This window comes from Clostridium sp. UBA4548, assembly GCF_002387895.1.
GTDB lineage: Bacteria > Bacillota > Clostridia > Clostridiales > Clostridiaceae > Clostridium_J.
This window is the reverse complement of the sequence record NZ_DGLI01000044.1, coordinates 126,916-153,083: the sequence shown is the minus strand read 5'-3', so window position 1 is coordinate 153,083 and position 26,168 is coordinate 126,916. Positions and strand designations below refer to the sequence as shown.

Genomic DNA, 26,168 nt, shown 5'->3' with positions numbered 1-26,168 from the left:
AGTCAATAGATAAAATTATCATTATGAGGTAACCTTATTGGAACTTATATATTAGACAAAATTTAAGAGTATGAAAGAAGGAAAATATAACTGTGAATAATGAGATTAATGAAGAAATAAAAAAACAGCTAGAAATTTCAATAGAAGAGGGTAAATTAGCTGATACAATTAGGATTATTAATGAAGAAATATTAAAGTACATAGAAAAGCGAAAAGGAATAAGTGAATATATACTTGATTATAGAAAAAAGTTTATAGAAGAATATAGAGATGATGAAGACAAAGTAATTGAATACTTTGATCATGAAAGATATGTAAAAGAAGAGGCTTTTAAAACTATAGATAGAAGGCTAAAAGAGCTAAATATATTAAAAGTGTCACCATACTTCGGTAGAGTTGATTTTAGAGAAGATGATTTTGGAGTTGAACAAATATACATTGGAAGATTTGGAGTTACTCCAGAGGAGTCTTTTGAACCTTTAATAGTTGACTGGAGAGCACCTATATCTTCGATTTTTTATAATGGTGGTATAGGTGAGGGTTATTATGAAGCTCCAAAGGGAAAGGTGGAAGTATCTGTTCTCCAAAAAAGACAGTTTATCATAAAAAAAGGGAAGCTAGAAGGATTATTTGATTCTGCTGTAGATGTAAAAGATGATATTTTGCAAATGATGCTCAGTAAAAATTCTTCAGATAAATTAAAAGATATTATAATGACTATCCAAAAGGAGCAGGATGATATAATAAGACAGTCAAGAACTGAAACTGTAGTAGTTGATGGGGTTGCTGGTAGTGGAAAAACCACTATTGCTCTTCATAGAGTTGCATATCTTTTATATAATTACAGAAAAATACTAGAGGATAAAGTTCTTATACTAGGACCAAATAATATTTTTATGGAATATATATCAACAGTGCTTCCTAGTTTAGGGGAAAGTGGAGTAATACAAACTACCTTTAAGGATTTTGTTTTAGATATTTTAGATATAGATAGTGTTATTTCATTGAAGGATATTATGGAAAGGTTTTTAATTGGAGATAAAAATTATGAAGAAGAAATTAGCTACAAAACATCTATTAAATATAAGGACTTTATAGATGATTATGTAGATAAATTAAATAAGGCTTATTTTTCATCCAAGAATATTGAATTTAGAAAACGTAAAGTAATTTCTTCAGAAGAAATGGAAAAAATGTTTAGCCATGAGTTTTATATGTTACCTCTTTTTAGAAGAAGTAAAAAGGTAAAGAGAATTATATTTTCTAGATTGAAAGATGTAAGAGATGAGGAATTCAGAAGAATTCAAAAGGAATATGATGAGGAAAAAGCTTCCTATCCAAAGGATGAATTAATTTTTCATATCAATAACCTAGACTTTAATAGAAAACTTAAAATAAGAGAATTAATTCAGGAACTAATAGAAATTAAGAAAACTTTAGACTTTTTAGATCCACCAGATGTAATAAGTTTATATAAAGAAATAAATAGTGGTTTTATTTGTAAAGAGCTTACAGAAATAGATTTAGGAGCTTTATTATATCTAAAGGTTAAATTAGAAGGAATTAAATCACCTAAGGAAGTAAAACACATAGTAATAGATGAAGCCCAGGATTACTCGCTAATGCAGTTTATAGCTATTAAGGAGTATACAAGGGCTGTGTCCATGACTATTGTGGGTGATAGTAATCAAAGAATACTTCCTATGAAGGATAATAAACCTCCTATGCTTTCAGTAGATGAATTCATCAATAACTTTAACACTAAAGAGTTTAAGCTTAATAAAAGTTACAGATCAACAAGAGAAATTATGGAATATAGCAATAAGTTCCTTAAGGCCCAAAACATAGTACCACTTGTAAGAAGTGGGGACTCTGTAGTAGAGGTGGAGGCTCAAAATAGTGAAGAACTTTCAAAATTTATAGAGACCTATGTAGGTACTATGAAAAATAAGGAGTTAGAAAATATAGCTATAATTACTAGAGATTTAGAAGATGCCTACAAGGTAAAAAATATTATCGGTAGTAAAGTTAGTGCAAAGATTATAGATAGGGAAAATGTAGTTCATAGAGACTCATTAATAATAATTACATCTTATTTTGCAAAAGGTTTAGAATTTGATGGAGTAGTAGTTGTTAATACAGAAAAACAAGGACTTATAACTGAGGATAAATTAATGTATGTTATGTGTACTAGAGCTCTTCATAATCTATTTGTGATTAAAACCAGTGAATTAGTTAATGAGTAGGATGGTTTTGTTATTTTAAAGTCCATAGCTAATATTTGTTGTAGATAAGCTTATTAGTGTTATGGGGGCATTGCTAATGAATACTTATTTCAAAAGGTTAAATAATTAAGAAAACAAAATTTAGTAATGGAAAACTTATTAATAAACTTGGGTTACGGGAGATAGGCTTATATAGAATATTATAACAATATAAAAAGTGTGGTGAATTCACCACACTAATTTTTTGACTACCTTTAATACATTTATCACTCTAGTGGTAACTTACCATAAAGAAAGAGGTCCTTTGATTACTTATCTCTCAAGTACTCCTCTTCATATTTTAATAATCTTTGAATAGTTTCCTCAGAAATTTCATTTATCTTATTAAAGTTCATGTTTGGAATATATCCAGTTTCAAGATCATCGTGAAGACCCTTTGCTCTTTTAATGCAAGCAAGACCTTTGTTAAGAAGCAAGTAGAAGGTTTCTTTAACTTCATCAATATCATCTTTATTTTTTTCTAAAAGATTTTTATTTAGTAAATTATTCATGTCATAGATTTTACCATTAATATTCAGATTATTAATTTCATTTGAGGTTACAACAGCCACACCAAGAGCTGGAATCAGCACATGCTCAATTCTATCAGGAGTAAGTGGAGTATGGAATACTTCTACATAATAACCACGCCTTACTGCCTCCTCATAGAGGTATTGAAGAATATTGGTTTTACCTGTTCCAGGACCACCTTTGAGAACATAAACCTTTGGAAATCCTTTTATTAAATTTTCTATATAAGTTACAATTCCATTAGGAGTAAAAGCAGTAGCGAAAAGATGGCGATCAAAACCAAGTTTGCTTACACTATTAGGTAAAATATCATTTTTAAGTTCTTCTTTTAATAAGCTAAGTTTATTTAGGCTTAGCGCTTCGCTATTAAAAGTAGACCAGTCTTCATAAATATCTTTAGCAGCTCCAAAGAATCTGTAAGCTCTTCTGAAGATTTTCCCAACTTTTTTATTAGTATCCATAATAAAGGGTTTAAAGGACTTAAAACCTTCTTCATTCCAACATTGGCCCAAGTTTAAAATTTCATCCACTGCCCCAGGATTTATAGGGTCTACTACATGTGGAGAAGTTCCATCTAATAGAGCAACATTCAAGCCTTTGATTACAACTCCATCAAGAGAATTATTATCTGAAGAGCAATGATGATATTCTACTTCATAGCCTTTTTCTAAAAATATACTTGCAACCTTCTTCATAAGTGAGGATTTGCCAGTACCAGGACCACCTTTAATACAAATTATACGCTTTGCTTCATCTTGAGAAAGGATATACCTATAAAAAGAGTAAAAACCTTTAGAAGTATTACCACCAGGGAAAAAATGTCTTTGTTTACCGGACATAAAAATCACACTCCATATTTTCATAGTAATATATACTATTCTGGAGTTCATTAGAATGCTATTGCTAATTTTAAGTTATTGGTGTTAAGTTTATGTTAATTAGTACAGTGAATAGATATAAGAAGGAATATTACTGGGGATTTGTATTAATAACAGTTTAAATGCATTAATGTTGAATACAAGAAAAATAAAACTAATATTAGCAATTTTAGCTAGTATTAGTTTTATTATGTTTAAAATTTTTCTGGGGTTAAGGAGTATCAGCATAGTCGTATGATTTTAAGCATATATAATTTCTAAAAGAGCCTTATAAGTCATTACATTGAAACTTTACACACCTAAATAATCCTTATCCACTGTTACAATAGCATTATGATTTGGATGGGTTTTCTTCAGTTCCACATTTATGTCCTTTTGGATTTTTAATTCCTCTTCAGCGGTGAGTTTATGGTTAGCGTCAATCACCACATCAAAAATTAGATTTTTATTTTCGCCCTCACCAACAACCCTAAAATCATGAAAGGACTTTACAAGGGGAAATGCTTTTAAAGCTTCAGCAAGTTCTTCTTTAGCCTCTAAAATCTCTCGATCATCTGTAGTTATAGGGTCCATATGAATAACTAAATAAATATCAAGCTCAGCAGAAATTTCTTTTTCAGCTCTATCTATAACTTCATGAATTTTTACAACTGAAATATTTAATGGAACTTCCGCATGAATAGAAGCTATAATTCTTCCGGGACCATAATTATGAACTAATAAATCATGAGTACCATCTATGTGTTCATAATTTAACATAAGTTGCTGAATACTTTCAACTAATTCCTTGTCTGGTGCTGTACCAAGTAAGGGATTTAAGGTGTCTTTTATTAAGTTATAACCTGCATAAAGTATAACAGCAGAAACAGCCATACCAATATATCCATCTATAGGAAAGGAAGTAAATCTTGAAATTAAGAGAGAAAATGCCACAGTTGAGGAAGAAACTACATCACTAAGTGCATCTACTCCAGAAGCTTGTAGCGCAGAAGAGTTAATTTTACCACCTATATTTTTATAAAACCTACTAAGCCATACTTTAAATAAGATAGAAATTAAAAGCAGTATAAAAGGAACAAAGGAGAATTCTACTGGTGTTGGATTTTTGATTCTATCAAAAGAACTTTTTACAAATTCAAAGCCTACCATTAATACTAAAAATGCAACAATAAGTCCAGAGATGTATTCAATTCTACCATGCCCGAAAGGATGCTCCCTATCTGCAGGTTTGCTGGAGAGTTTAAATCCAAAAATTGTTACAACTGATGAACCTACATCAGAAAGATTATTAAAAGCATCAGCAGTAACTGCAATACTATTTACAATTAGTCCTACAGTAAATTTAACTCCAAATAATAATAAGTTCACAACTATACCTATAATACCACCAAGGTATCCATATTTTTCTCGGACTTTTTTATTTTTCGTATCGGAATAATTTGCTATAAACTTTTTAATCAAGAAATTAGAAATCATTTTTGCACCTCATCTATAAAATTATGTATATAAGCTTTATTTTTTTAGAAGTAAGTTAAAACCTATTTTCTAATTATATCATAAGTCATAATTACAATGTTTATACTTTTATTTTATGGTATGCCAAGATTTAATCAAAGTAAGTATGCAAGAATAGTACAATATAAATACTTACAAATTAGGAAAGGGAATTCAAACAATAAAAAAATTTCTACTTATTTTAAATATTTGTAGAAAAGGAAAGTGAAAGTTTGATATACTACTTTATAGAAGTTCAATTATAGGGAGGTATATAAAATGACAAATGAATTAAAATTTGCTCAAGAACTTATAGATTTTCTATACGATAGCCCTACAGCATTTCATGCTGTTGAAAATCTGAAAAAAGATTTAGATAACTCTGGGTTTCAAGAGTTAAAAGAAGAAGATAAGTGGAATCTTGAAAAAGGTGGGAAATATTATACTACTAAAAATCAATCAGCGCTAGTTGCTTTCGTAGTTGGAAATGGTGAGATTGAAAACCATGGATTTAAAATTGTTGGCGCTCATACAGATTCACCAACTTTTAGAGTTAAGCCTGCTTGTGAAATGGTTGTAGAAAATACCTATGTTAGATTAAACACAGAAGTATACGGAGGACCAATATTAAACACTTGGCTAGATAGACCGCTATCAGTGGCTGGAAGAGTAGTTTTAAAGGGTGAAAGTATATTATGTCCAAAAACTGCTTTAGTAAATATTAAAAAACCTATTCTAATAATTCCAAATGTAGCAATACATATGAATAGAGAAGTGAATAAAGGTGTGGAGCTAAATGCTCAAAGAGATACTTTACCTTTACTTTCATTAGTTAATAATGAATTAGAAAAAGGAAATTATTTATTAAATGCTATTGCTAAAGAATTAAATATAGATGCTAAAGAAATAATCGACTTTGATTTATTCTTATATGAATTCGAGAGAGGAAGTATCATTGGGCTAAATGATGAGTTTATCTCAGCAGGAAGATTAGATGATTTACAAATGGTACATGCAGGAATAGCTGCTATTAAAGAAGCATCAGTTGCTCAAGCTACCAATGTAATGGTTTGCTTCGATAATGAAGAAATAGGAAGTTCCACAAAACAAGGTGCAGACTCAGACATGTTAGCAAACATTTTGGAGAGAATAGTGTTAGCCTTTGGAAAAGAAAGAGAAGATTTCTTCAGAGCGTTAGCTAAATCCTTTATAATTTCAGGAGATAATGCTCACGCAGTACATCCAAATAACCCTGATAAGCATGATCCGACTAGTAGACCAGTTATAAATAAAGGTCCTGTTATAAAGATAAATGCAAACTTTGCTTATACAACTGATAGTGAATCCTCTGCTGTTTATGAGGAACTTTGCAAGTCTGCGCAAATACCTTATCAAAAATTTGTAAACCGTTCAGATGTAAGAGGTGGTTCAACTATTGGACCAATATCTTCAACTCATTTAAATATTCGCTCAATAGATATTGGAAATCCAACCTTAGCTATGCACTCAATCAGAGAGTTAGCAGGGGTTATGGATCATACCTACGTTATGAAGTCATTTTTAGAATTCTATAAATTATAATATAAGCCATTAATAAAAAGATTCCAGAAAATGCTGGGATCTTTTTTAGTTAATATATAAGTTCATATTAAGGACTATAAACATATAATAAAAAACTATAAGGTCTTAAGAAGTCTGTAAAGCATGAGTTTTATACTAACTTAGAAACTACATTGGAAAAACCAGCATAGGGAAAAATTATTTTATTTAAATTTGTTATTTTATAGACATCATTAATTCTTGATATACTTATTTCACCAGTTACATTATATACTTCTTTTTTATTTTTATGAGGGTATAACAATTCAACAGTAGCCACATAGGCGTAAGAATTGGCTGTTATGTTTTTTCTTAATGGTTTTATATTAATGTAGTATATAGAACTGTTAAATCCATTATAGTAAGAAGAGGTTATAAAGTCATAATATAAATTTTGGTTACTAAAATCTTCAAATTTTTTTTCAGTCATATAATTTCTAAGATTTAAGCTGAACTTATCATAGGGATACATAAATTTATAAAAATATAAATTTTGCAAGTCATTATTATTGAATGTATAAAGTTCAGTTAAGAAGGATTCTAAAAATACTTCCTCCTCTGTAGGTTTCATTTTAGAACCATATGCTGTAAGTGAAAAACTCAGTATGAAGATAATTATAAGTACAAATTTTAAATTTCGCATATTAACCTCCATAATTATATTAATCTAATTATAACGGAAAACATGTTAAAATAATGCCATATTATGGTGAGAAAGTTCATAAAATATTTACAAAAAAATACAAAGGTTACATATAATTATGTAGACCTTTGTTAAGATAGAATTAATTTTTGAGTAATAAAGGAACTTAAAATTATACTTTTACATAGAGAATAGAAATTACTGTTTAATTGTATGCAAATCCACATAAATTTTCTTAATGTTTCTAGAATTTAATGATATATATAAACCTGTAAGCTATTTTGTTTAATGCCAATTTAATTATTTATATTTCTAGGATTCTTAGGTGTTTCTGGAATCTCATTTGAAAAGCCAAGAAGATCTTCACCACCATTATAAGTATAGTCAAACTCCATATAAGATATATTGTTCGAAACTATTGGATCTTGTACATTGTCAGGTAGGAGAGTGTAGTCTTCTAATGAATAGGCTTTAACTTCTTTAGGATTAACTTCTAAAAAATCCCTTTGATTAGGGCCATATACCTTTTTAGGTTCGTTGTTTTTATTTTTAGTTTCCATAAATACTCCTCCTTTTATTAAAAATAATTTATAAGAAAAATCTATAGAAAGAAGTTTCTTATGACTATCTTGTGTAAAAACTATAATTAAATACCTAACATAATAAAAATCAATAATTTTCTAAAGATATATAATTAATAAAAATTTAATTTGTGCATATTATAATAATGATGTGTAATTTTTTCTAAATTATGGTATTATAGTATTAATGACAATAAAAGTTTGGAGGTAAAAGAAATGAGTGAATTAAGACAAGTATACAAATGTGAGGTATGTGGACACATAATTGAAGTAATCCATGAAGCAGCAGGTACTTTAGTATGTTGCGGAAAGCCTATGACTCTTAAAAAAGAAAATACCCAAGAAGCAGCAGTTGAAAAGCATGTACCAGTAGTAGAAAAGATAGAAGGTGGATATAGAGTAACTGTAGGTTCTGTATTGCACCCAATGACAGTAGAACATCATATTGAGTGGATAGAAGTTCATACAAAGGATAGAGTTTATAGAAAATTCTTATCAATTGACGAACAACCAGTGGCTGAGTTTCAAATTAATGAAGAATTAATATATGCTAGAGAATATTGTAATTTACACGGACTTTGGAGATCATAGAAAAGTCCTAAAGTATATATTACAACTTAGATTTTAATCTAGTTTTAAATTTATATTTGTTGAAAAAACTCTTGACACTATCTAAGAATAGTTGCATAATATATAATAAATTAACACTTATTAAAATCATTGAAACGAAGTAAGTAAGTTTAAAAACAAATTCACAGAGAGTGGTAGATGGTGGGATTACCATAATTATGATTAAACTGAATGGGTCGTGGAGAGGGAAGATGAACTGTAGTAGTCTTTCACGTGATTCTCACGTTACAGAGATAGGATATAATTTGTATCTGAAAGAGTAACTATACATCATAGTTTTAAATTTAGGTGGTACCGCGTATTTTACGCCCTATGGATTAATAATATCCATAGGGCGTTTTTAATTTCAGTTGATAATTATCAAGTTTAATAATAAAAACATAGTGAAATCTTTGTATGGTAGTTAAATTAAATATTAAAAAGGAGTGTTAGATATGGAAGATAAGAAAAAAGTAATTTTTAGTGGAGTAAAGCCTTCAGGGGATTTAACCTTAGGTAATTATCTAGGAGCTATAAAAAACTGGGTAAAGTTACAAGAAGAGTATGATTGTTATTTTTCCGTAGTTGATTTACATGCTATTACGGTACAGCAGCTTCCTGCTGACGTGAGGAGAAGAACTTTAGAAATACTTGCAATTTATATTGCAGCTGGTATTGATCCAGCGAAAAACACCTTATTTATTCAATCTCATGTACCAGCCCACTCAGAAGCTTCTTGGCTTTTAACCTGTATTGCATATATGGGAGAAATGAGCAGGATGACTCAGTATAAAGATAAAGCTCAAAAGGGTGGAGAAAGTATAGGAGCTGGATTATTTAATTATCCAATTCTTATGGCAGCAGATGTGCTTCTTTATGGAACAGATTTAGTTCCTGTAGGAAAGGATCAAGTTCAGCATTTAGAGCTTGCAAGAGATTTAGCAGAAAGGTTTAATAGACTCTATAGTCCTACTTTCGTAGTTCCAGAACCATATGTAGCAAAAACTGGGGCAAAAATAATGGATTTACAAGACCCTACAAAAAAGATGGCTAAGTCAGAAGAAAATCCAAATGGTTCAATTCAAGTTATGGATCCGCCGGAAGTTATTAGAAAAAAAGTTTCAAGGGCCGTTACAGATAGCTTGGGAGTGGTTAAATTCAGTGATGATCAACCTGGAGTTAAAAATTTAATGACAATATTAAGTACAATTACTGGTGAAACTATTGAAGAAATTGAAAATAAATATGAGGGAATGGGCTATGCTCAGTTTAAAACAGATGTTGCTGAAGCTATAGTTAGTGAACTAGAGTCAGTTCAAACTAAGGTTAAGGAATTGTTAAACAACAAGTCATATCTAGAAAGTATTTATAAAGCAGGTGCAGAAAAAGCTAATTATGTAGCTATGAAAACTTTAAGAAAAATGCAAAAGAAAATTGGGCTAATTCCTAATACATCTAAATAATTGGCAAAAAATAACTGGTAAAATAAAAAGAAACCTAGTTTCCATAAAAGAAACTAGGTTTAACCTTTAAATAGAGAAATGAAAAGTATTTTTATACTAGTTCATTATCAGAATTATGTACTTCTGCTTTAATACCTAAAACATCAAGTATCTGCTTGGCTCTTTCCTTAGTGTTGCCGGTTAACTTTGAATAGGGAACTGACTCAGTATCTAGAAATTGTAAAATAGCATCATCAATTGCAGTAGCAGCTTTTTCATCTTGCCATCTTACTCCATCCTTAGAGTATCCAAACTCTCTCCCAACATAAAAAATATAATCATATTTAGAAATGTCTCTTATAGCAAGACCGTATAAGTCTTTTAATATTTCAATTTCTTTAATTGTACGTTTTCTGTTTCCTAGCATAAACCTAGCATAGATATATGGTACAAAAGTAGCATAGTCCGTGATTGCATAATCAAAGGAGCATAGATCCTCTTCTAACTTAAGCTGACCTAAGTATATTCCGTATTGTTCAGAAATAGTTTCAATCATGCCCTTTTCTCTTAAATAATCTGTACTATACTCTGAAGCACATCCAACATCTAATCCGGCAATTTTCATATCCACATATAACTGTTGCATAAGAGTGGTCTTTCCACATCTTGGTCCGCCCAGTATTGCTATTCTAGTAGTCATTTTATGACCTCCAAATTAATTAATAAGCTTTTTAATTATAGCAATAATAATTACAATTTTCAACAGGATACCAATAAAAAGCAAAAAATGCGTCATAATATAATTGGAAGGCATATGTTAAAGAGGGTAGTAATTTCAGTAGTATAGGAAATACAGCTTCTAGAGAGAATAGAGGTTTATATAATGTAAGTTTTAGCCTGATATTGTATAAAAAAATTGTTTTAACTTAGTTATTATGTTATTATATAGGATGTATGTAAAACCAAGATAAAATTTAGTAAGGTAAAACTGTTAATAACATAAAAGGTTATAGTGAAAATATACTTTTTATTACAAGTAACATAAATTAATAGAGGATAAGGAGCGATAGCTTTGAGCGATTACATAAGAGAGATAGAAAAAAGAAGAACCTTTGCTATAATTTCTCACCCAGACGCAGGTAAGACAACACTTACTGAAAAGCTACTTTTATATGGGGGAGCAATTAGACTTGCTGGTTCGGTTAAGGCTAGAAAGGCATCTAAGCATGCAGTTTCAGACTGGATGGAGATAGAAAAGAAAAGAGGTATTTCTGTTACTTCTTCTGTAATGCAATTTAACTATAGTGGATATTGTATAAACATTCTAGATACTCCAGGACACCAAGATTTTAGTGAAGATACTTATAGAACTTTAATGGCTGCTGATAGTGCCGTAATGGTTATTGATGGAGCTAAAGGGGTAGAGGACCAAACAAGAAAATTGTTCCATGTTTGTAGCATAAGGGAGATACCCATATTTACCTTTGTAAACAAGATGGATAGAGAAACTAGGGACCCTTTTGAGTTAATGGAAGAATTAGAGAGTGAACTTGGAATTAAATCTTATCCAATGAATTGGCCTATAGGAACTGGAATGCATTTTAAAGGGGTTTATGATAGAAATGCAAGGGAAATTCAAATTTTTGATTCAGGTGACCATGGGCAAAGAGAAGTCCATGAAACAATAATTAATATAGATGATGAAGTAACAGCGAGAGAGGCTATTACTGATAGTTTGTATGAAAAGCTACTTGATGATATCGAATTGTTAGACGTAGCTGGTGATGAGTTCAATGATGAAAAGGTTAGAAATGGAGAGTTAACTCCAGTATTCTTTGGTAGTGCTTTAACAAATTTTGGTGTGGAGCCATTTCTTGCACACTTCTTAAAGTTAACCACACCACCACTTGGTAGAAATTCTAATGCAGGTCATATAAATCCTTTTGATAAGGAGTTTTCAGCTTTTGTATTCAAAATACAAGCAAATATGAATAAAGCTCATAGAGATAGAATAGCATTTATGAGAATTTGTTCGGGAGCCTTTGAAAAAGGTATGGAAGTTTACCATGCACAAGGTGGAGGGAAAATAAAGCTTGCACAGCCACAACAGTTTCTGGCTCAAGATAGGGAAATTATTGAAGAGGCATATGCAGGGGACATTATAGGAGTCTTTGACCCAGGTATATTTAGCATAGGAGATACCTTATGCTCTCCAAGTAAAAAGTTTAAGTTTGAAGGGATACCTACCTTCGCACCGGAACATTTTGCTAGAGTTAGAACTGTTGATACTATGAAGAGAAAACAGTTTATAAAAGGTGTAACTCAAATAGCTCAAGAGGGAGCAATTCAAGTCTTCAAGGAACTTCATATTGGAACAGAGCAAATAATAGTAGGGGTTGTTGGAGTACTTCAGTTTGAGGTTTTAGAATTTAGATTAAAAAATGAGTATAATGTAGATATAAAAATGGATATGTTAGCATATAAGAATATTAGATGGATAGAAAATTATGATAAGCCAGTAGATACTTTGAATTTAACAAGTGATACTAAGGTTGTTAAAGATTTAAAAGATAGAGATTTGTTAATATTCCAAAGTGATTGGGGAATTAGTTGGGCATTAGATCATAATAAAGGGTTAGTGCTATCGAATATTGGAAAAAGTGATGAATAATTAAAAAGGTTGAAGTCATTGACTTCAGCCTTTTTTTATTGAACACATATACTAGTAAAGTTTTAAAAAAGATCTAAGCTTAATTCAGTGTAATTGACCAGTGAATAATAGAAGCTTAATTCTAAAAACATAAAAATGATTATCATATATTATCCTAATATATGAATTAAGATAGACTTCAGATAAAAAACGGCTTGAAAAAAATATTTATAATTCTTAACTAAATTAGTTGAAATTATGAAAAATTGTTATATAATACTGGTGTAAATGTTGGTGTAAAACTAAATTGTATCAGTACAATTAATGGATGTATTGAACTATAAACAATGGTAGATGATAAAGTAGTTTATAAGTTTCAAACTATGAAAAAGTTATTTTATAGCTAAATTAAGTGCACTATTAATATTACATATCAAACTTTAAGGAGGGGGACTATGGAAAAACAAAATAAGCTATCAATGAAGAATAAGTCTTCAGTTGATACTTTAGGCTTAATTCATGTGGCATTGATGGCTGCATTAGCTTATGTAGCCACAAGTATGATTGCCATACCAGTAGGAAATGGTGCTGTGCTTCATTTAGGAGATGCAGTGGTTTTCTTGGCAGCAGTGCTTTTAGGAAAAAAGAAGGGTGCTATAGCAGCAGCTATTGGTATGACTTTATTTGATGCTTTATCACCTTATATAATTTGGGCACCTTTTACCTTTGTAATTAAAGGAGTAATGGCTTATATAGCAGGAACTATTGCATATAGAAAGGGATATGAAGGTAAGAACTTTATAAATAATTTATTTGCATTTATTGTTGCTGGTGTATTTATGATAGCTGGATACTTTGTTGCAGGTGGATTACTAAATTATTATGCTTATGGAGCTCCATCTTTAATTTCTGCATTTGCATTAGCATTAAAAGATATATCTTTTAATGGACTTCAAGTTTTAGCAGGAATCGCTATTGCATTGCCTTTAACTGAACCACTAAAAAAAGTATTGAAATTATAGTAAAATAGAAGCTTTAGAATATTAGATTAGGGTGAAGTATAATCTAGATTATAAAGCTTCTATTTTTTTATTCTACTAAGTTTCAGCTATAGCTAAACTATTGCAAAAAACTATAGCTTAAATAAAATATAATGGAATCAGTGGCTTACTACATGAAAGCAATGAATAGTAGAATTTACTTAATGAAGCTGTGTTATTTGCCAAAGTTAACAATAGAGTAATCCTTACTTATGAATAAAATGAATTCAGGTATTTTAATTAACAAGAAATACAAGACTTGGGTTTAATATGTTTGAAGCAAAATAAAAAGCATTTCTAATTAATAGAAATGCTTTGTTTTAACTGTTAGTTATTATCTTTTGTTGAATCCGTTGTTTCTAGTGTTTTTTCTAGCTTTTCTGCACTCTGGGCATCTTACTGGATCATTTTCAAATCCTTTTTCTTTGTAGAAAGCTTGCTCGCCCTCAGTGAATATAAATTCTTTTCCACAATCTTTACATGTTATGTTTCTATCTGCCATTATAATGACCTCCTTTTAATCTAAGGACTAATTAAACTAGGAACACTATCACACATAAACTACCTCTTGACTAAAGGAGGGGATAATTGCCTGTTAATTAATCTTACTTATTAGAGTTTTAACTCTAATTTAATTATATCATATTTTAATTATAAGACAATAGGATTTTTTAAAATATGGTATAATATTACTGTAATTAGTGGTAATATGGAAACATAAAATTATAACAGCATAGAATAATATAAAGCGCTAGAGGAGAATATTTATGGAGTTTCGAAAAGTTAAAAACCTGCTTAAAAAAGAAGAAAGTACAAAGTTAGATTTTAAGCGAAAAATAGATATTTACACCGATAGTGGTAAAAAAGAGCTTGCAAAGGATGTATGTGCCATTGCAAATTCCCGAGGAGGAAGAGGATATATAGTTATTGGAGTAGAGGATAAGACTAAGGAGATTATGGGCATAGAGGACATGGATTTAAATGAAGAGTCTATTCAACAAGTAATAAGCTCTAGATGTGTACCACCAATTCCCATAGCTTTTGAGCTTGTTAAATATGGAGCTAAAAGATTAGGAGTTATAACAATTTTCTCAGGTACTCAAAAGCCTTATCAAATAAGAGATAATGGAGCTTTTTATATTAGAAGAGGATCCACTACTGATACCATGAAAAAAGAAGAAGTAATAAGTTATCTTTCTGAAAGTTTAAGTTTTAATATAGAAGTGTCACCTATAGTAAATAGCAGTATAAATATATTAAATTACAGTACTATAGACAGATACTTTGCTTCAAAAGGAATAGAAATTAGCGAAGAAAATAGGGTTGAATTTATGGACGCTGCAGCTATTACCTATATGGATAAGGATAGCGGAAATAGAATGGTAACCCTTGGTGGCCTTTTAATTTTTTCTGATGTGAATAGTATATACTTGCCTCATAATATGATTAAAGTTATCAACAGATTAGAAGGACGTAAAAGTGGTGTAACAGTACTTCAAGGGAGTTTATTAACTTTATTAGAGTTAAGCGAAAATCTTTTGAAAACTATTCTTCCATCAAAATATCCTGTAAACAGTATTTGTGAAGCAATAAACAATGCAATACTATATAGGGATTATAGTCTCCATGGAAAAGTTATTGAAATTGTAATTAGTGAAAATAGTGTTATAGTATCAAGTCCAGGAGCAATGATATTAAATAATAATGATAAAAACCACAGCTACATTAAAAGAAATATGTGGATTTATGATAAACTTATTGCTTTAGATAATAAGAAAAGATACTTAAAGCCCTATCCAGGATTCTCAATTATGAAAAGGGGCTTTAAAAATATAGGAAGAATCAAGTTTATTAATTCTTTAGAGGAAAATATATTCAAAGTTATTTTTCCGGGAATTAAAAATATTTCTTTGTAACGTTGTAAAAATATTCTGAATATTATATAATATAAAGTATAATCACATTTATTTAATATAAAGGAGGATTATTATAACAACTAATTTTCTATGAAATTTAGAAATGACATTGTAAGCTATTAACCTTAGGTTATTCATTACAGTAAGTTTTTCATAAACTTTCTTAAATGAGCTTAATTATAAGCATTCCAGTAGGTAAATTTGTACATTTGCTAAAACTGATTTTCTAAAACAAATTACCAAGTAATTAATAAACTTATAGAAAATCAACTAAATGATAATATTTAACTGTATTATCAAATATTATTATTATAAGTAATAAAATAGTTTGGGGGCGTTTAAGATGATTCATGTATTTTGTAAAGAAAGAGGATCTGGAAAAACAAAAGCTCTAGTTAATTTGGCTAATTTAAAAACAGAAGAAGCAAAAGGAAATTTAGTTTATATTGATGACGATACAAGGGTAATGTTGGAAGTAAATAGAGATATAAGATTTATTTGCTCTAAAGACTTTAATATTCACAATTATAAGGATTTTTATGGTTTTATGTGCGGTATTATTTCAAAGGATTACGATATCGAGGCTATATTTATAGATGGCGTACTTAATGATATATGTAAATCTAATGAAGATATGGTACTTTTATTATCTAAATTAGAATATTTAGTGAAAAAATTCAACGTAAACTTTTATATAAATGTAAATTGTAATGAAAGAGAAATTCCTGAGGTAATAAAAAAATATGTAGCTTAGCGCCAAATTATTTATTTTCTACTTGTAATTTAATTAAGTTAATAGTATTATAGATATAATAAAAATAAGTTAAAGGTTATGAAGGAAAGAAGTAATTATGGAAATCATTCAGAGAGCTGATGGTTGGTGAAAATCAGTTGAGGAACATGATGAAATACATTCCTGAACTTTAGGCTGAAGTAGTAGTAAGCTGAAACGGGTTCCTGACGTTATTAAGGAAAGAGATGATAGTTATATCAAATTGGGTGGTACCACGGAAAATTTCGTCCCTAGTGTTTTATGCACTAGGGATTTTTATATTTAAATTATTATTGAAACCGTAAACCCTTTAGCTTTAAAAACACTTATAAAAGTTAAAATAAGAGTTTTATTAGAAGGTTATTATTTATTATAATGATTATTACATTATGAACAAGGATAATAAAACACATTATCAAAGTGTAATTAGTTCATTTCTACTAGAGATTTAAAGCTTTTTTCTTAGTAGTTTGAAATCTTGTTCATTACATAATAGGACTAAAAAATATATAACTTAGTTAATAATGTAAAATAAAATGAAATCATATGAGGAGGAAAAAGTATGAGTAATATTAATGTTTATGACGTACTAAAAGAACGTGGATTTTTAAAGCAATTAACTCATGAAGAAGAAATGAAAGAAATTTTAGGTAAGGAAAAGGTTACATTTTATATAGGATTTGATCCAACTGCTGATAGCCTTCATGTAGGGCATTTTATAGCCATGATGTTTATGGCACACATGCAAAGAGCAGGTCATAGACCTATTGCCCTTGTAGGTGGTGGTACTGCTATGATAGGAGATCCTTCAGGAAGAACAGATATGAGACAAATGTTATCTAAAGAAGAAATAAATTATAATATTTCCTGCATAAAGAAACAATTATCAAGATTAATAGACTTCAGTGATGACAAAGCCATTTTAGCTAATAATGCAGATTGGCTGTTAGACCTTAACTATGTTGAGTTTATAAGAGATATTGGAATACATTTTTCTGTGAATAGAATGCTAACAGCAGAATGCTTCAAACAGAGATTGGAAAAAGGACTATCCTTCTTAGAATTTAACTACATGTTAATGCAAGGTTATGACTTCTTGGTTCTTAATCAAAAATATGGATGTACTATGGAACTTGGAGGAGACGACCAATGGTCAAATATTCTAGCAGGTATGGAGCTTATAAGGAGAAAAGAAAGTAAACCAGCTTATGGAATGACTTGTTCACTATTAACTAATAGTGAGGGAAAGAAAATGGGAAAAACAGCAAGTGGAGCAGTTTGGCTTGATGCAGAAAAAACAACTCCATATGATTTTTACCAATACTGGAGAAATATTGATGATGCAGATGTGGAAAAATGTTTAGCATTGCTTACTTTCTTACCAATGGAGGAAGTTACAAGATTGGGTGCCTTAAGAGATGCAGCAATAAACGAAGCTAAGGCTGTGCTAGCTTATGAAGTAACTAAACTTGTACATGGTGAAGAAGAAGCAGAAAAATCTACGAAAGCAGCAGAAGCTTTGTTTGGCAAGGGTGTAGATATGAGTACAGTACCTATGGTGTCTATTTCTAAAGAAATGATAAATGCTAATATTTTAGATATTCTAGTGCAAACTGAAATTGTGCCGTCTAAAGCTGAAGGAAGAAGATTAATTCAACAAGGTGGATTAACAATTAACGAAGAAAAGATTTCAGATGTTAATGCATTATTTAATGAAAGCTTTTTAGTAGATGGATCTGCACTTGTTAAAAGAGGTAAGAAAAAGTTCTATAAATTAATTGTTGAGTAATATTATATTTTCATAAAGCTAGTAGGGGGTGAGACCTTACTAGTTTTATTATTTGTAGGCTAGAAATACTTTAGCCTTTACTCAATCATATTATAAGATGAGAAGATTTAAAGTAAAAGTTAAGTATGTTTTCAGTATTTAAAATGCTAATAACTAATTGAAAATTATATGTTTTACTATTAAATTCAAGTATTAAACATAGAATTACGATAAAGAAAGGGATAGTACTTTGAAGTTTTAGATTAATATATTATACTAAAATGGGGGAGAGATGATTTTATGTCTGGAATTTGGAAAATAAATATGGTACAAAATCAAAGTACCAAACAAGATTTAAATAAGCTTACTTTTAAAAAGGGAGATAGTTTTGTAGCTAGAGTGCTAAAACTTGATGGAAATACTTCTGAAGTAATATTAAGACTATTAGATGGAAGAACCTTCCCAGCAAAGATAGAAGGTGCTATGAATGGACCGTTGGATAATTATTTATTAAAATTTGCAGTAGATAGTTTTCAGGATGGAAAACTTAATATAAAAATTTTAGAGGGAAGACCAGAACATCAAGAGCTCATTAAGGAGCAAAATGAAGATAATGTATTGAATGATTTAATAGGAAGAATAAAGTTTTCTTTTCAAAAAGAAGATATAAGAATTATAAAAGCTATGATAAAGTTTGATATTCCTATTAGTGAGGAAAACTTTAAAGAAATTAAGGCATTTTCAGATTTTATTAGCAAAATAAAGTCTTCACCAGAAGAAGAGAATTTATTTATTGAAAAATATTTAAATTCTAAAGGAGTACAATCAGATAGTTTAAAAGGACAGACTATTAAGGAAACTTTAAAGGGGTTCTTTAACGAGGCAAAAAAATTAGATTTAAACAGCATTTTAACTTTTAAGGAAAGTAAGATTCCCTTGACTGAAGATAATCTAAGGGGTTTTAATAAAATCATATCCCCTAGTATGAATATATTTAAAGATTTAGAGGAAATTAAAACTTTAGTAGGACAAACAGGTAACCACAATGGGAAAAATAGTTTTATAGCAAATATAAATGGGGAAATAACAAATAATAATAGCAGTACAAATAAAGCTGGGCTGGAAAATAAAGCAGTTGGACGTGAAGACAATTCATTAGGTTTAAATAATAAAGAAACAAGTGAAGTAAAAGAAAGTAAAGTGGCTAAAATTGATGCTTCTAAAATAAGCTCTCCAGATAGTGACAGTGCAGAACCGTTAAAAAACACTTCCTTGAATCATAAAGATATAGAAGTTTCAAAACACTCAGTTTCTGATAAGACTCAAGAGGAGCAACTTTCACCACTTAAATTGAAAGGTAAAGCTATTGAGGAAAAGACTTTCTTATCTACGGAAGGCATGGTGAAAGAGGAAATTAAGGGTAAATTAGGAATGTTGAAAAACAATCTTTTAGAGCTATTAAAGTTTACCGAAGAAAATAATAATACTGTAAATAAAGTATTTCAAAACTTAGAAGGGAAATTTCAAGAGTTTAAGATGTTTAATACCCTAAATAATGACTATTATTACTTAAACATTCCTATGAATGTTAAGGAGAATCAATATGATTGTAAATTAGTAATCAAGGATGAAAGAACAAGTGGTAAAAAGTTAGATTCAAAAAATATTAAAATTGCTACTAGCATTAGTACAATTAATATGAATACCGTTGATGCTTATATTTCAGTTATTAACAATAGTGTAACTATTCGGATAGAGGCAGATAAGACTTTTGTGAAAGCTTTAGATGTGTATAAGGAAAAGCTCTTAATGGATTTAGGAGATGAAAATCATGTTTTCAATGTTTCAGTAAATCAGCGTAAAGTTGAGTTTTCCTTGAGTAATTGTAGAGAGTTTTTTTCTGATGAAGATATTACGGCCATTAATATTGTGGTATAAAAAAGGTCAATTTAAGTTTTTATATTTATCTTTAATAAAGAGTTGCTACTGGGAATTAAAGAAAATATTATATTGTCATGTAGCAATAAATATGTTAATAAATAATTGTTATTAAAAGGTTGGTTTCATTAAATAAAATGCTCATTGGTATTTTATTGTTTATAGGAGTGGTTTAATGAATGAAAGAAAAAAAGCAGCTGCACTGAAGTATGATTTGAATAGTTCAGCTCCAAGAGTTACTGCTTCAGGTGTGGGTAGAATTGCTGACAAAATAATAGAAAGTGCAGAAGAAAATAAGGTTCCTATAGTTTATAATAAGGAATTAACAGATATGCTTACTAAGGTTGATATTGGAGATGAGATACCTTATGAACTCTATGATATCGTAGCTAAGGTAATAGCATATGTAATGGATATAGATAACAACATGAAAAAGTAGGTGATAGGATAATGGCACTTTATGCAATATCAGATCTTCATTTAGCATTGACTGGTGATAAGCCAATGGACGTGTTTGGAGACAAGTGGTTTAAGCATCACGAAAAAATTCAGGAAAATTGGATTAATATAGTAAAAGAAGAAGATACAGTTTTGGTTGCCGGTGATATATCTTGGTCCATGAGGATGGAAGATGGAAGAGAAGACTTAGAATTCATTCACAGGCTACCAGGTAAAAAAATATTTGTTAAGGGAAACCATGATTATTGGTGGACCAGTATAACAAAGTTAAATTCTATGTATAAGGATATGAATTTTATTCAAAATAACTTTTTTACCTATGAGGATTATGCTATTTGTGGTACTAGGGGATGGATAACACCAAGTTCATCTAAGTTTACTGCACATGATAAAAAGGTATATGAAAGAGAACTCATAAGATTAACCTTATCTTTAGATATGGCAAAAAAAGATGGGTATAGCAAAATTATAGTTATGCTACATTACCCTCCTACTAATGAAGGTTGTGAAGATACAGGGTTTATTGATATACTTAGAGATTATGAAGTAGAAAAAGTTATTTATGGTCATCTGCATGGATATGGATTAAATAATGTATTTGAAGGGGTAAAGGAGGAGGTAGAATACATTCTCACTTCCTGTGACTATATTAATTTTACACCAAAAAAGATAATTTAACTAAAAAGGACTAAATTACTGGTCCTTCTTTAGTTAAATTATCTTTTTTATTAATGTTAATTGGAAATCATGAAGATATTAAGGCTTCCGACTACTTAAATAGTTTTAAAAAGGACTTTTTTGGAGTACTCGTTTTAGTGTTATCTTCATGATGTAAGTCAAAACTTTCATCATTCAATAATTCCCCATTTAACTCAAGCTTTTTCATAAGCAAAAGTTCCTCTTTAACCAGATCCTTTTGGGTTCTTGCTAATTCCTTTAAATTAGGCTTTACACCTTTAGAGGTGATTAAGTTACTAAACCAAGTTAATGCGACAGAATGATTTCCAAGTCTTCTATGTATTTCAGCAATAAGATACATGGTTGTAAGGTTATCCATTCCGTAAATAGGAAAAGATTCATTCATATATGCTTCCTCTAATCCTTTTACTGTTTCTTTTAAAAACACTCTTTCCATCTCTTTACCATACTCAGAATTCATAAGTCTGTACATCCAAGCAAGTTTTAAGCAAATTATAGCTTTTCTACTCCACTTAGATTCCATATATACAGCATTGATTAAAGCCATCTTATATCGTTCAATAGCAATATCTAAATCATAAAATTCAGGATATATTTTAGATTTGAATTTTGGAGTTATTTTCTCTGAAATCAATTGAATTTCGCCTTCTCTTATTTTAAGAAAGTCTACCTTTAAAGCTGAGTAACCGCACTTATTGCAGATCCAAACATCATAAAAATAGGGATTTGTAATATCATATCTTATAAATAAATCTGTATCCTTAGATGCGATTCTAGAACTTGAAGATTTAACAGCCTTTTCTTTAAAGTTATTACCACATACTGGGCAACAAACAGTAGTAAGATATAAAGGGCTTTTTACAGAGATGTGTTTTTGTGCCGCTTTAATTTTTTCTTTGTCTTTTCCATAAATATCGTCTATATCTATTTCCTTAAAGCCTAGTTCTTCTAGACCATTAAAAATTTCACTCATAGAACCCTCCTGTAATGATATTATCAAGTTTATATGTATAAACGTAATTATTAATTTTTGTGAGAAAATTAATGAAGTAAAATAATTGGTAGTTAATATACTTATAATTATTATACTATTAATTATCGTATAAATTAATAAGAAGTTAATATTATAATGAAAGTTAGTATATATTTTAGTACAATTTATAATATTATAATTATTGGAATTAAAACAAAAATATTCAATTATATTTTTTATTGTCAATCTTGTGATATAATATTTTATGTATTTAGTTTTAAAGGGTTTGTAGAAATTTTAATATAGTAATTTTCAAAGTCCCATGGTAATCATAAGAGTATATAAACAATTTTAACTATGATTACCTGTAGTACTTAGTTGGCAAAGGAATGAAAAGTTATGGCTATAATTGAATGGAAAAAGTTTTTAATCCCCTATGAACAAGCAGTAGAGGAGTTAAAAGTTAAGTTCAGAAGTATAAGAAGAGAGTTAAGAAGAAAGAATGAATATTCACCTATAGAATTTGTTACTGGAAGGGTGAAAGAGGTTTCTAGTATCCTAGAAAAAGCTAATAAGTTTAATATACCCATTGATAGAATTCATTTTGAGATGGAGGATATTGCAGGATTAAGAGTCATGTGTCAATTTGTTGACGATATAGATAAGGTAGTAGACCTTATAAGGCAAAGGAAAGACATGCAAATAATATATGAAAAGGATTATGTGACAAATGTTAAACCTAGTGGGTACAGAAGTTATCACATGATTATTAAATATCCTGTTAATATGGCAGATGGTATGACAGAGGTTTTAGCAGAGTTTCAAATAAGAACTCTAGCCATGAACTTTTGGGCTACAGTAGAACACTCATTGAATTACAAGTATAAGCATAATATTCCAACGGATGTTAGAGGAAAACTTAAAAATGCAGCTGATGCAGCTTTTCAATTGGATCAGCAGATGCTTACCATTAAAGATGAAATAAAGGATGCTCAAAAGTTATTTGAAGTAAAGTCCTCTTTAGTTACTAATATAATGGAGAATATTTTAACTTTGTCTTCACTGGGGAAAATTGCAGAAGCATCTAGATTTACAGAACAGCTAAATAAACTGTTGGAAGTGGGAGAGGTATTTGAATTGACAAGCTTACTAGAAGCTACAAAGAGAGTTTTGGAGAGATACAAACTATAGCCTAATTAATTATTGTAGATTATAGGTATAGATTAGATAGGCTATGAAAAATTCATTGGATAAATCTTAAGAAATATATAATTACAATAGAGGGTTTACTGTGGACAATTTTACCAATACAGTAGGTGTGGAAAATAATTAATAAATAGAGAAGGTGAGATTATAAAACTTTATAATCTCACCTTTTTACATTAGTTAGCAACTATATTAACTAGTCTTCCTTTTATTACAATGACTTTTCTTACAGTCTTTCCTTCTAGAGCAGCTTTAATTATGTCATTTTCTAAAGATGCTGCCTTTATGCCTTCCTCATCTAAAGTGGTTGAGACATCTATTTTAGCTTTGATTTTCCCATTAATCTGAATAGCAATTTCAACTTCATCTTTAATCAAGGCAGAAGGGTTAAAGATAGGCCATTTCTCATTAAATACTGAGAAGTTCATTTTAAGTGCTTCCCATTGCTCTTCACTAAAGTGAGGCGCAAACGGAGCAAGAAGTTTTATATAATCTACTAATACTTCTTTTAAGAAACTAGAATTTTTAACTTCCTCATTAAGATATTTTGAAAGGGCATTGGTAAGTTCCATAAGTCTAGCAATAGCAGTGTTAAATTGAAGCTTTTCAGCATCTTCTGAAACACCTTTAATAGCAAAATGTCTCCAATAGTTTAATTCTTTTTCTGGTGATTCAATTGAAGTTTTATTATTTACCTGATTTGAAGCTTCTGCTATACCATTTTCAACAGTTCTTTCAATCCTATCTACAAACCTAGCAATAGCTCTTAAGCCATCATCACTCCAAGCACCACCATCAGTGTAGCCAAAGCCAAACATTAGATACATTCTAAACACATCAGAACCAAATTCTTTGATGTAATCGTCAGGAGAAATTGTATTTCCCTTTGATTTACTCATTTTTAGGCCATCAGGTCCTAAAATTAAACCTTGATGTGTTAGAGATAGGAAAGGCTCATCAAAGTTTACATAACCCATGTCTCTTAGAGCTTTAGTAATAAATCTTGCATAAAGTAAATGCATACAAGCATGCTCAGGGCCACCTACATATTTATCCACAGGAAGCATTTTGTTAATAAGCTCCGTATCGAAAGCTTTTTCCGTATTTTTGTTGTCTGCATATCTTAAGTAGTAAAAAGATGAGCAAACAAAGGTATCTAGAGTATCTGCATCTCTGTGAGCTGGACCACCACAGGTTGGGCAAGTAGTATGAATAAATTCCTCACATTTTGTAAGTGGGGACTTTCCATCTGGTGCAAATTCAACATCATAAGGTAGCTCTACAGGAAGTTGAGACTCAGGCACAGCTACAATACCACATTTTTCACAATGAACCACAGGAATAGGAGCACCCCAATATCTTTGTCTGGAAACTAACCAGTCACGTAATCTATAGTTAACCTTTTTAGCACCTAACCCAAGAGATTCTAATTTAGAAACTACAGCTTCTTTAGCCTTTTCCTTTTCAAGACCATTGAATTCGCTACTATTAACCATTGGACCATACTCTGTATAAGGAAGCTCTTCACCACCTTCGATAACTCTTTCTATTGGTAAGTTATATTTTTTAGCAAAAGTAAAGTCTCTTTCATCATGAGCTGGTACAGCCATAACAGCACCAGTTCCATAGGTGTTTAAAACATAATCTCCAATCCAAACAGGAACTTGTCTTCCGTTGATAGGGTTTATAGCATAAGAACCAGTGAATACACCAGTTTTTTCTCTAGTAATAGATTGCCTTTCAATTTCTGACTGTTTTTTAGCAGCTTCTCTATATTCTTCTACTGCAGCTTTATTTTCATCAGTAGTTAACATATCAACTAACTCGTTTTCAGGAGCAAGAACCACATAGGTAACTCCAAATAGAGTATCAACTCTTGTAGTAAATACATTGAAAGATAAATCGGAATCTTGAACTTTAAAAGTTACCTCTGAACCAGTAGATCTTCCAATCCAATGCTTTTGCATTGCTTTAGTTTTTTCTGGCCAATCAAGTGTATCAACCATATCAAGCAATTCATCTGCGTAATCTGTGATTTTTAAAAACCATTGAGTTAAATTCTTCTTTGTAACTTCGCTACTACATCTTTCGCAAGTACCGTCTACCACTTGCTCATTTGCTAAAACTGTATTGCAGCTAGGGCACCAGTTTACAGGAGCATTTTTCCTATAAGCTAGCCCTTTTTCGAATAATTTTACAAATAACCATTGAGTCCATTTATAATAATCAGGTCTGCAAGTTACAACTTCATGATCCCAGTCAAACATAGCACCCATAGCTTTTAATTGTTTTTCCATGGTTTCAATATTTTTTTCTGTGGAGTCTTTTGGATGAATTCCTGTTTTAATTGCGTAGTTTTCTGCAGGTAATCCAAAAGCATCAAATCCCATAGGCTGGAACACATTATATCCTTGCATTCTCTTCATTCTTGCCCAAGAATCCACTGGTCCGTAGTTAAACCAATGTCCAGCATGAAGCTGGCTTCCAGATGGATAAGAGAACATCTCTAACACATAAAGCTTTTTATCCATATTATTTTCATCAAATTTATAAAGGTTGGTTTCTTCCCATTTTTGCTGCCACTTTTTATCAACAGCTGTTCCGTATTTTGCCATAATCTTTTCCTCCTATATAAAAAAATAAAGGCTTTCGTCTCAATGAAGAGACGAAAGCCATAGTTCCGCGGTACCACTCTAATTAGATTCA

General features: G+C 30.2%; 21 protein-coding genes and 3 other annotated features (1 of these 24 running past the window's edge). Of the genes, 13 read left to right on the top strand and 8 right to left on the bottom strand.

What is annotated here, in order from left to right; all coding sequences use genetic code 11:
* Positions 1-92 precede the first annotated feature (92 nt).
* Positions 93-2,246, top strand: coding sequence for a HelD family protein (locus B3040_RS16165; protein ID WP_291575467.1), 2,154 nt, complete (start codon positions 93-95; stop codon positions 2,244-2,246).
* A gap of 287 nt (positions 2,247-2,533) precedes the next feature.
* Here B3040_RS16165 and B3040_RS16160 read toward each other — a convergent pair whose 3' ends face one another.
* Positions 2,534-3,634 carry a PRK06851 family protein gene (locus tag B3040_RS16160; protein ID WP_291575464.1) on the bottom strand — a complete coding sequence of 367 codons (1,101 nt, stop codon included), beginning with the start codon at positions 3,632-3,634 and terminating at the stop codon, positions 2,534-2,536.
* 330 nt (positions 3,635-3,964) lie between these two features.
* Complete coding sequence (locus tag B3040_RS16155; protein WP_291575462.1) at positions 3,965-5,149, bottom strand: cation diffusion facilitator family transporter; 1,185 nt, start codon at positions 5,147-5,149, stop codon at positions 3,965-3,967.
* Between the two features lie 297 nt (positions 5,150-5,446).
* Here B3040_RS16155 and B3040_RS16150 point away from each other — a divergent pair, with 297 nt between their 5' ends.
* Complete coding sequence (locus B3040_RS16150) at positions 5,447-6,748, top strand: M18 family aminopeptidase (protein WP_291575460.1); 1,302 nt, start codon at positions 5,447-5,449, stop codon at positions 6,746-6,748.
* A 130-nt stretch (positions 6,749-6,878) separates the two neighbouring features.
* Here the strand turns inward: B3040_RS16150 and B3040_RS16145 are convergent, their stop codons facing one another.
* Positions 6,879-7,409, bottom strand: a complete 531-nt coding sequence (locus B3040_RS16145) for a hypothetical protein (RefSeq protein WP_291575457.1) — start codon at positions 7,407-7,409, stop codon at positions 6,879-6,881.
* A 296-nt stretch (positions 7,410-7,705) separates the two neighbouring features.
* Entirely contained in the window at positions 7,706-7,969 is a 264-nt protein-coding gene (locus B3040_RS16140; RefSeq protein ID WP_291575450.1) for a hypothetical protein, read from the bottom strand.
* Positions 7,970-8,206: 237 nt separating this feature from the next.
* On the opposite strand from B3040_RS16140, the gene B3040_RS16135 reads away from it, so the two are divergent.
* On the top strand, positions 8,207-8,581 hold the full coding sequence (locus B3040_RS16135) for a desulfoferrodoxin (RefSeq protein WP_291575448.1): 375 nt from the start codon (positions 8,207-8,209) through the stop codon (positions 8,579-8,581).
* Positions 8,582-8,701: 120 nt separating this feature from the next.
* Positions 8,702-8,936, top strand: a binding site (T-box leader).
* A gap of 118 nt (positions 8,937-9,054) precedes the next feature.
* Positions 9,055-10,062 carry a tryptophan--tRNA ligase gene (trpS, locus tag B3040_RS16130; RefSeq protein WP_291575446.1) on the top strand — a complete coding sequence of 336 codons (1,008 nt, stop codon included), beginning with the start codon at positions 9,055-9,057 and terminating at the stop codon, positions 10,060-10,062.
* 91 nt (positions 10,063-10,153) lie between these two features.
* Here the strand turns inward: trpS and B3040_RS16125 are convergent, their stop codons facing one another.
* Positions 10,154-10,741: an AAA family ATPase gene (locus B3040_RS16125; RefSeq protein WP_017417135.1), complete on the bottom strand. Its 588-nt coding sequence runs from the start codon at positions 10,739-10,741 to the stop codon at positions 10,154-10,156.
* Positions 10,742-11,113: 372 nt separating this feature from the next.
* Between B3040_RS16125 and B3040_RS16120 the strand changes: the two genes are divergently transcribed.
* Together B3040_RS16120 and B3040_RS16115 are read left to right on the top strand one after the other, a co-directional pair.
* Positions 11,114-12,712, top strand: a complete 1,599-nt coding sequence (locus B3040_RS16120; protein WP_291575435.1) for a peptide chain release factor 3 — start codon at positions 11,114-11,116, stop codon at positions 12,710-12,712.
* 434 nt (positions 12,713-13,146) lie between these two features.
* Entirely contained in the window at positions 13,147-13,713 is a 567-nt protein-coding gene (locus B3040_RS16115; protein ID WP_291575432.1) for an ECF transporter S component, read from the top strand.
* Positions 13,714-14,065: 352 nt separating this feature from the next.
* Here the strand turns inward: B3040_RS16115 and B3040_RS16110 are convergent, their stop codons facing one another.
* A complete protein-coding gene (locus B3040_RS16110) occupies positions 14,066-14,233 on the bottom strand; it encodes a zinc-ribbon domain-containing protein (RefSeq protein ID WP_291575430.1) in 168 nt (55 codons plus the stop codon).
* Between the two features lie 265 nt (positions 14,234-14,498).
* On the opposite strand from B3040_RS16110, the gene B3040_RS16105 reads away from it, so the two are divergent.
* The 6 genes from B3040_RS16105 (at position 14,499) to B3040_RS16080 (ending at position 21,262) form a co-directional block, all read left to right on the top strand.
* Positions 14,499-15,647, top strand: a complete 1,149-nt coding sequence (locus tag B3040_RS16105) for a helix-turn-helix domain-containing protein (RefSeq protein WP_291575422.1) — start codon at positions 14,499-14,501, stop codon at positions 15,645-15,647.
* A gap of 343 nt (positions 15,648-15,990) precedes the next feature.
* Positions 15,991-16,401, top strand: a complete 411-nt coding sequence (locus tag B3040_RS16100) for a hypothetical protein (protein ID WP_291575419.1) — start codon at positions 15,991-15,993, stop codon at positions 16,399-16,401.
* 69 nt (positions 16,402-16,470) lie between these two features.
* Positions 16,471-16,675, top strand: a binding site (T-box leader).
* A gap of 306 nt (positions 16,676-16,981) precedes the next feature.
* Positions 16,982-18,208: a tyrosine--tRNA ligase gene (tyrS, locus tag B3040_RS16095; RefSeq protein WP_291575417.1), complete on the top strand. Its 1,227-nt coding sequence runs from the start codon at positions 16,982-16,984 to the stop codon at positions 18,206-18,208.
* Positions 18,209-18,487: 279 nt separating this feature from the next.
* Positions 18,488-20,125 (top strand): hypothetical protein, encoded by a 1,638-nt coding sequence (locus tag B3040_RS16090; RefSeq protein ID WP_291575415.1) that lies wholly within the window; start codon positions 18,488-18,490, stop codon positions 20,123-20,125.
* A gap of 175 nt (positions 20,126-20,300) precedes the next feature.
* Positions 20,301-20,564 (top strand): EscU/YscU/HrcU family type III secretion system export apparatus switch protein, encoded by a 264-nt coding sequence (locus B3040_RS16085; RefSeq protein ID WP_291575413.1) that lies wholly within the window; start codon positions 20,301-20,303, stop codon positions 20,562-20,564.
* Positions 20,565-20,575: 11 nt separating this feature from the next.
* On the top strand, positions 20,576-21,262 hold the full coding sequence (locus B3040_RS16080; protein WP_291575406.1) for a metallophosphoesterase: 687 nt from the start codon (positions 20,576-20,578) through the stop codon (positions 21,260-21,262).
* Between the two features lie 91 nt (positions 21,263-21,353).
* Here the strand turns inward: B3040_RS16080 and B3040_RS16075 are convergent, their stop codons facing one another.
* Complete coding sequence (locus B3040_RS16075) at positions 21,354-22,256, bottom strand: DUF2225 domain-containing protein (protein WP_291575404.1); 903 nt, start codon at positions 22,254-22,256, stop codon at positions 21,354-21,356.
* Between the two features lie 399 nt (positions 22,257-22,655).
* Here B3040_RS16075 and B3040_RS16070 point away from each other — a divergent pair, with 399 nt between their 5' ends.
* Positions 22,656-23,447, top strand: coding sequence for a GTP pyrophosphokinase (locus B3040_RS16070; RefSeq protein WP_017416852.1), 792 nt, complete (start codon positions 22,656-22,658; stop codon positions 23,445-23,447).
* Between the two features lie 191 nt (positions 23,448-23,638).
* Here B3040_RS16070 and leuS read toward each other — a convergent pair whose 3' ends face one another.
* A complete protein-coding gene (gene leuS / locus B3040_RS16065) occupies positions 23,639-26,077 on the bottom strand; it encodes a leucine--tRNA ligase (RefSeq protein ID WP_291575401.1) in 2,439 nt (812 codons plus the stop codon).
* Positions 26,078-26,120: 43 nt separating this feature from the next.
* Positions 26,121-26,168: a binding site (T-box leader), on the bottom strand; it runs 154 nt beyond the window's last position.

What these genes read in the sequence shown, in the direction of transcription:
- B3040_RS16160 (WP_291575464.1), bottom strand. Translation starts at nt 3,634, where the DNA reads ATGTCCGGTAAACAAAGACATTTTTTCCCTGGTGGTAATACTTCTAAA.
- B3040_RS16155 (WP_291575462.1), bottom strand. Translation starts at nt 5,149, where the DNA reads ATGATTTCTAATTTCTTGATTAAAAAGTTTATAGCAAATTATTCCGAT.
- B3040_RS16150 (WP_291575460.1), top strand. Translation starts at nt 5,447, where the DNA reads ATGACAAATGAATTAAAATTTGCTCAAGAACTTATAGATTTTCTATAC.
- B3040_RS16145 (WP_291575457.1), bottom strand. Translation starts at nt 7,409, where the DNA reads ATGCGAAATTTAAAATTTGTACTTATAATTATCTTCATACTGAGTTTT.
- B3040_RS16140 (WP_291575450.1), bottom strand. Translation starts at nt 7,969, where the DNA reads ATGGAAACTAAAAATAAAAACAACGAACCTAAAAAGGTATATGGCCCT.
- B3040_RS16135 (WP_291575448.1), top strand. Translation starts at nt 8,207, where the DNA reads ATGAGTGAATTAAGACAAGTATACAAATGTGAGGTATGTGGACACATA.
- trpS (WP_291575446.1), top strand. Translation starts at nt 9,055, where the DNA reads ATGGAAGATAAGAAAAAAGTAATTTTTAGTGGAGTAAAGCCTTCAGGG.
- B3040_RS16125 (WP_017417135.1), bottom strand. Translation starts at nt 10,741, where the DNA reads ATGACTACTAGAATAGCAATACTGGGCGGACCAAGATGTGGAAAGACC.
- B3040_RS16115 (WP_291575432.1), top strand. Translation starts at nt 13,147, where the DNA reads ATGGAAAAACAAAATAAGCTATCAATGAAGAATAAGTCTTCAGTTGAT.
- B3040_RS16110 (WP_291575430.1), bottom strand. Translation starts at nt 14,233, where the DNA reads ATGGCAGATAGAAACATAACATGTAAAGATTGTGGAAAAGAATTTATA.
- B3040_RS16105 (WP_291575422.1), top strand. Translation starts at nt 14,499, where the DNA reads ATGGAGTTTCGAAAAGTTAAAAACCTGCTTAAAAAAGAAGAAAGTACA.
- B3040_RS16100 (WP_291575419.1), top strand. Translation starts at nt 15,991, where the DNA reads ATGATTCATGTATTTTGTAAAGAAAGAGGATCTGGAAAAACAAAAGCT.
- tyrS (WP_291575417.1), top strand. Translation starts at nt 16,982, where the DNA reads ATGAGTAATATTAATGTTTATGACGTACTAAAAGAACGTGGATTTTTA.
- B3040_RS16090 (WP_291575415.1), top strand. Translation starts at nt 18,488, where the DNA reads ATGTCTGGAATTTGGAAAATAAATATGGTACAAAATCAAAGTACCAAA.
- B3040_RS16085 (WP_291575413.1), top strand. Translation starts at nt 20,301, where the DNA reads ATGAATGAAAGAAAAAAAGCAGCTGCACTGAAGTATGATTTGAATAGT.
- B3040_RS16080 (WP_291575406.1), top strand. Translation starts at nt 20,576, where the DNA reads ATGGCACTTTATGCAATATCAGATCTTCATTTAGCATTGACTGGTGAT.
- B3040_RS16075 (WP_291575404.1), bottom strand. Translation starts at nt 22,256, where the DNA reads ATGAGTGAAATTTTTAATGGTCTAGAAGAACTAGGCTTTAAGGAAATA.
- B3040_RS16070 (WP_017416852.1), top strand. Translation starts at nt 22,656, where the DNA reads ATGGCTATAATTGAATGGAAAAAGTTTTTAATCCCCTATGAACAAGCA.
- leuS (WP_291575401.1), bottom strand. Translation starts at nt 26,077, where the DNA reads ATGGCAAAATACGGAACAGCTGTTGATAAAAAGTGGCAGCAAAAATGG.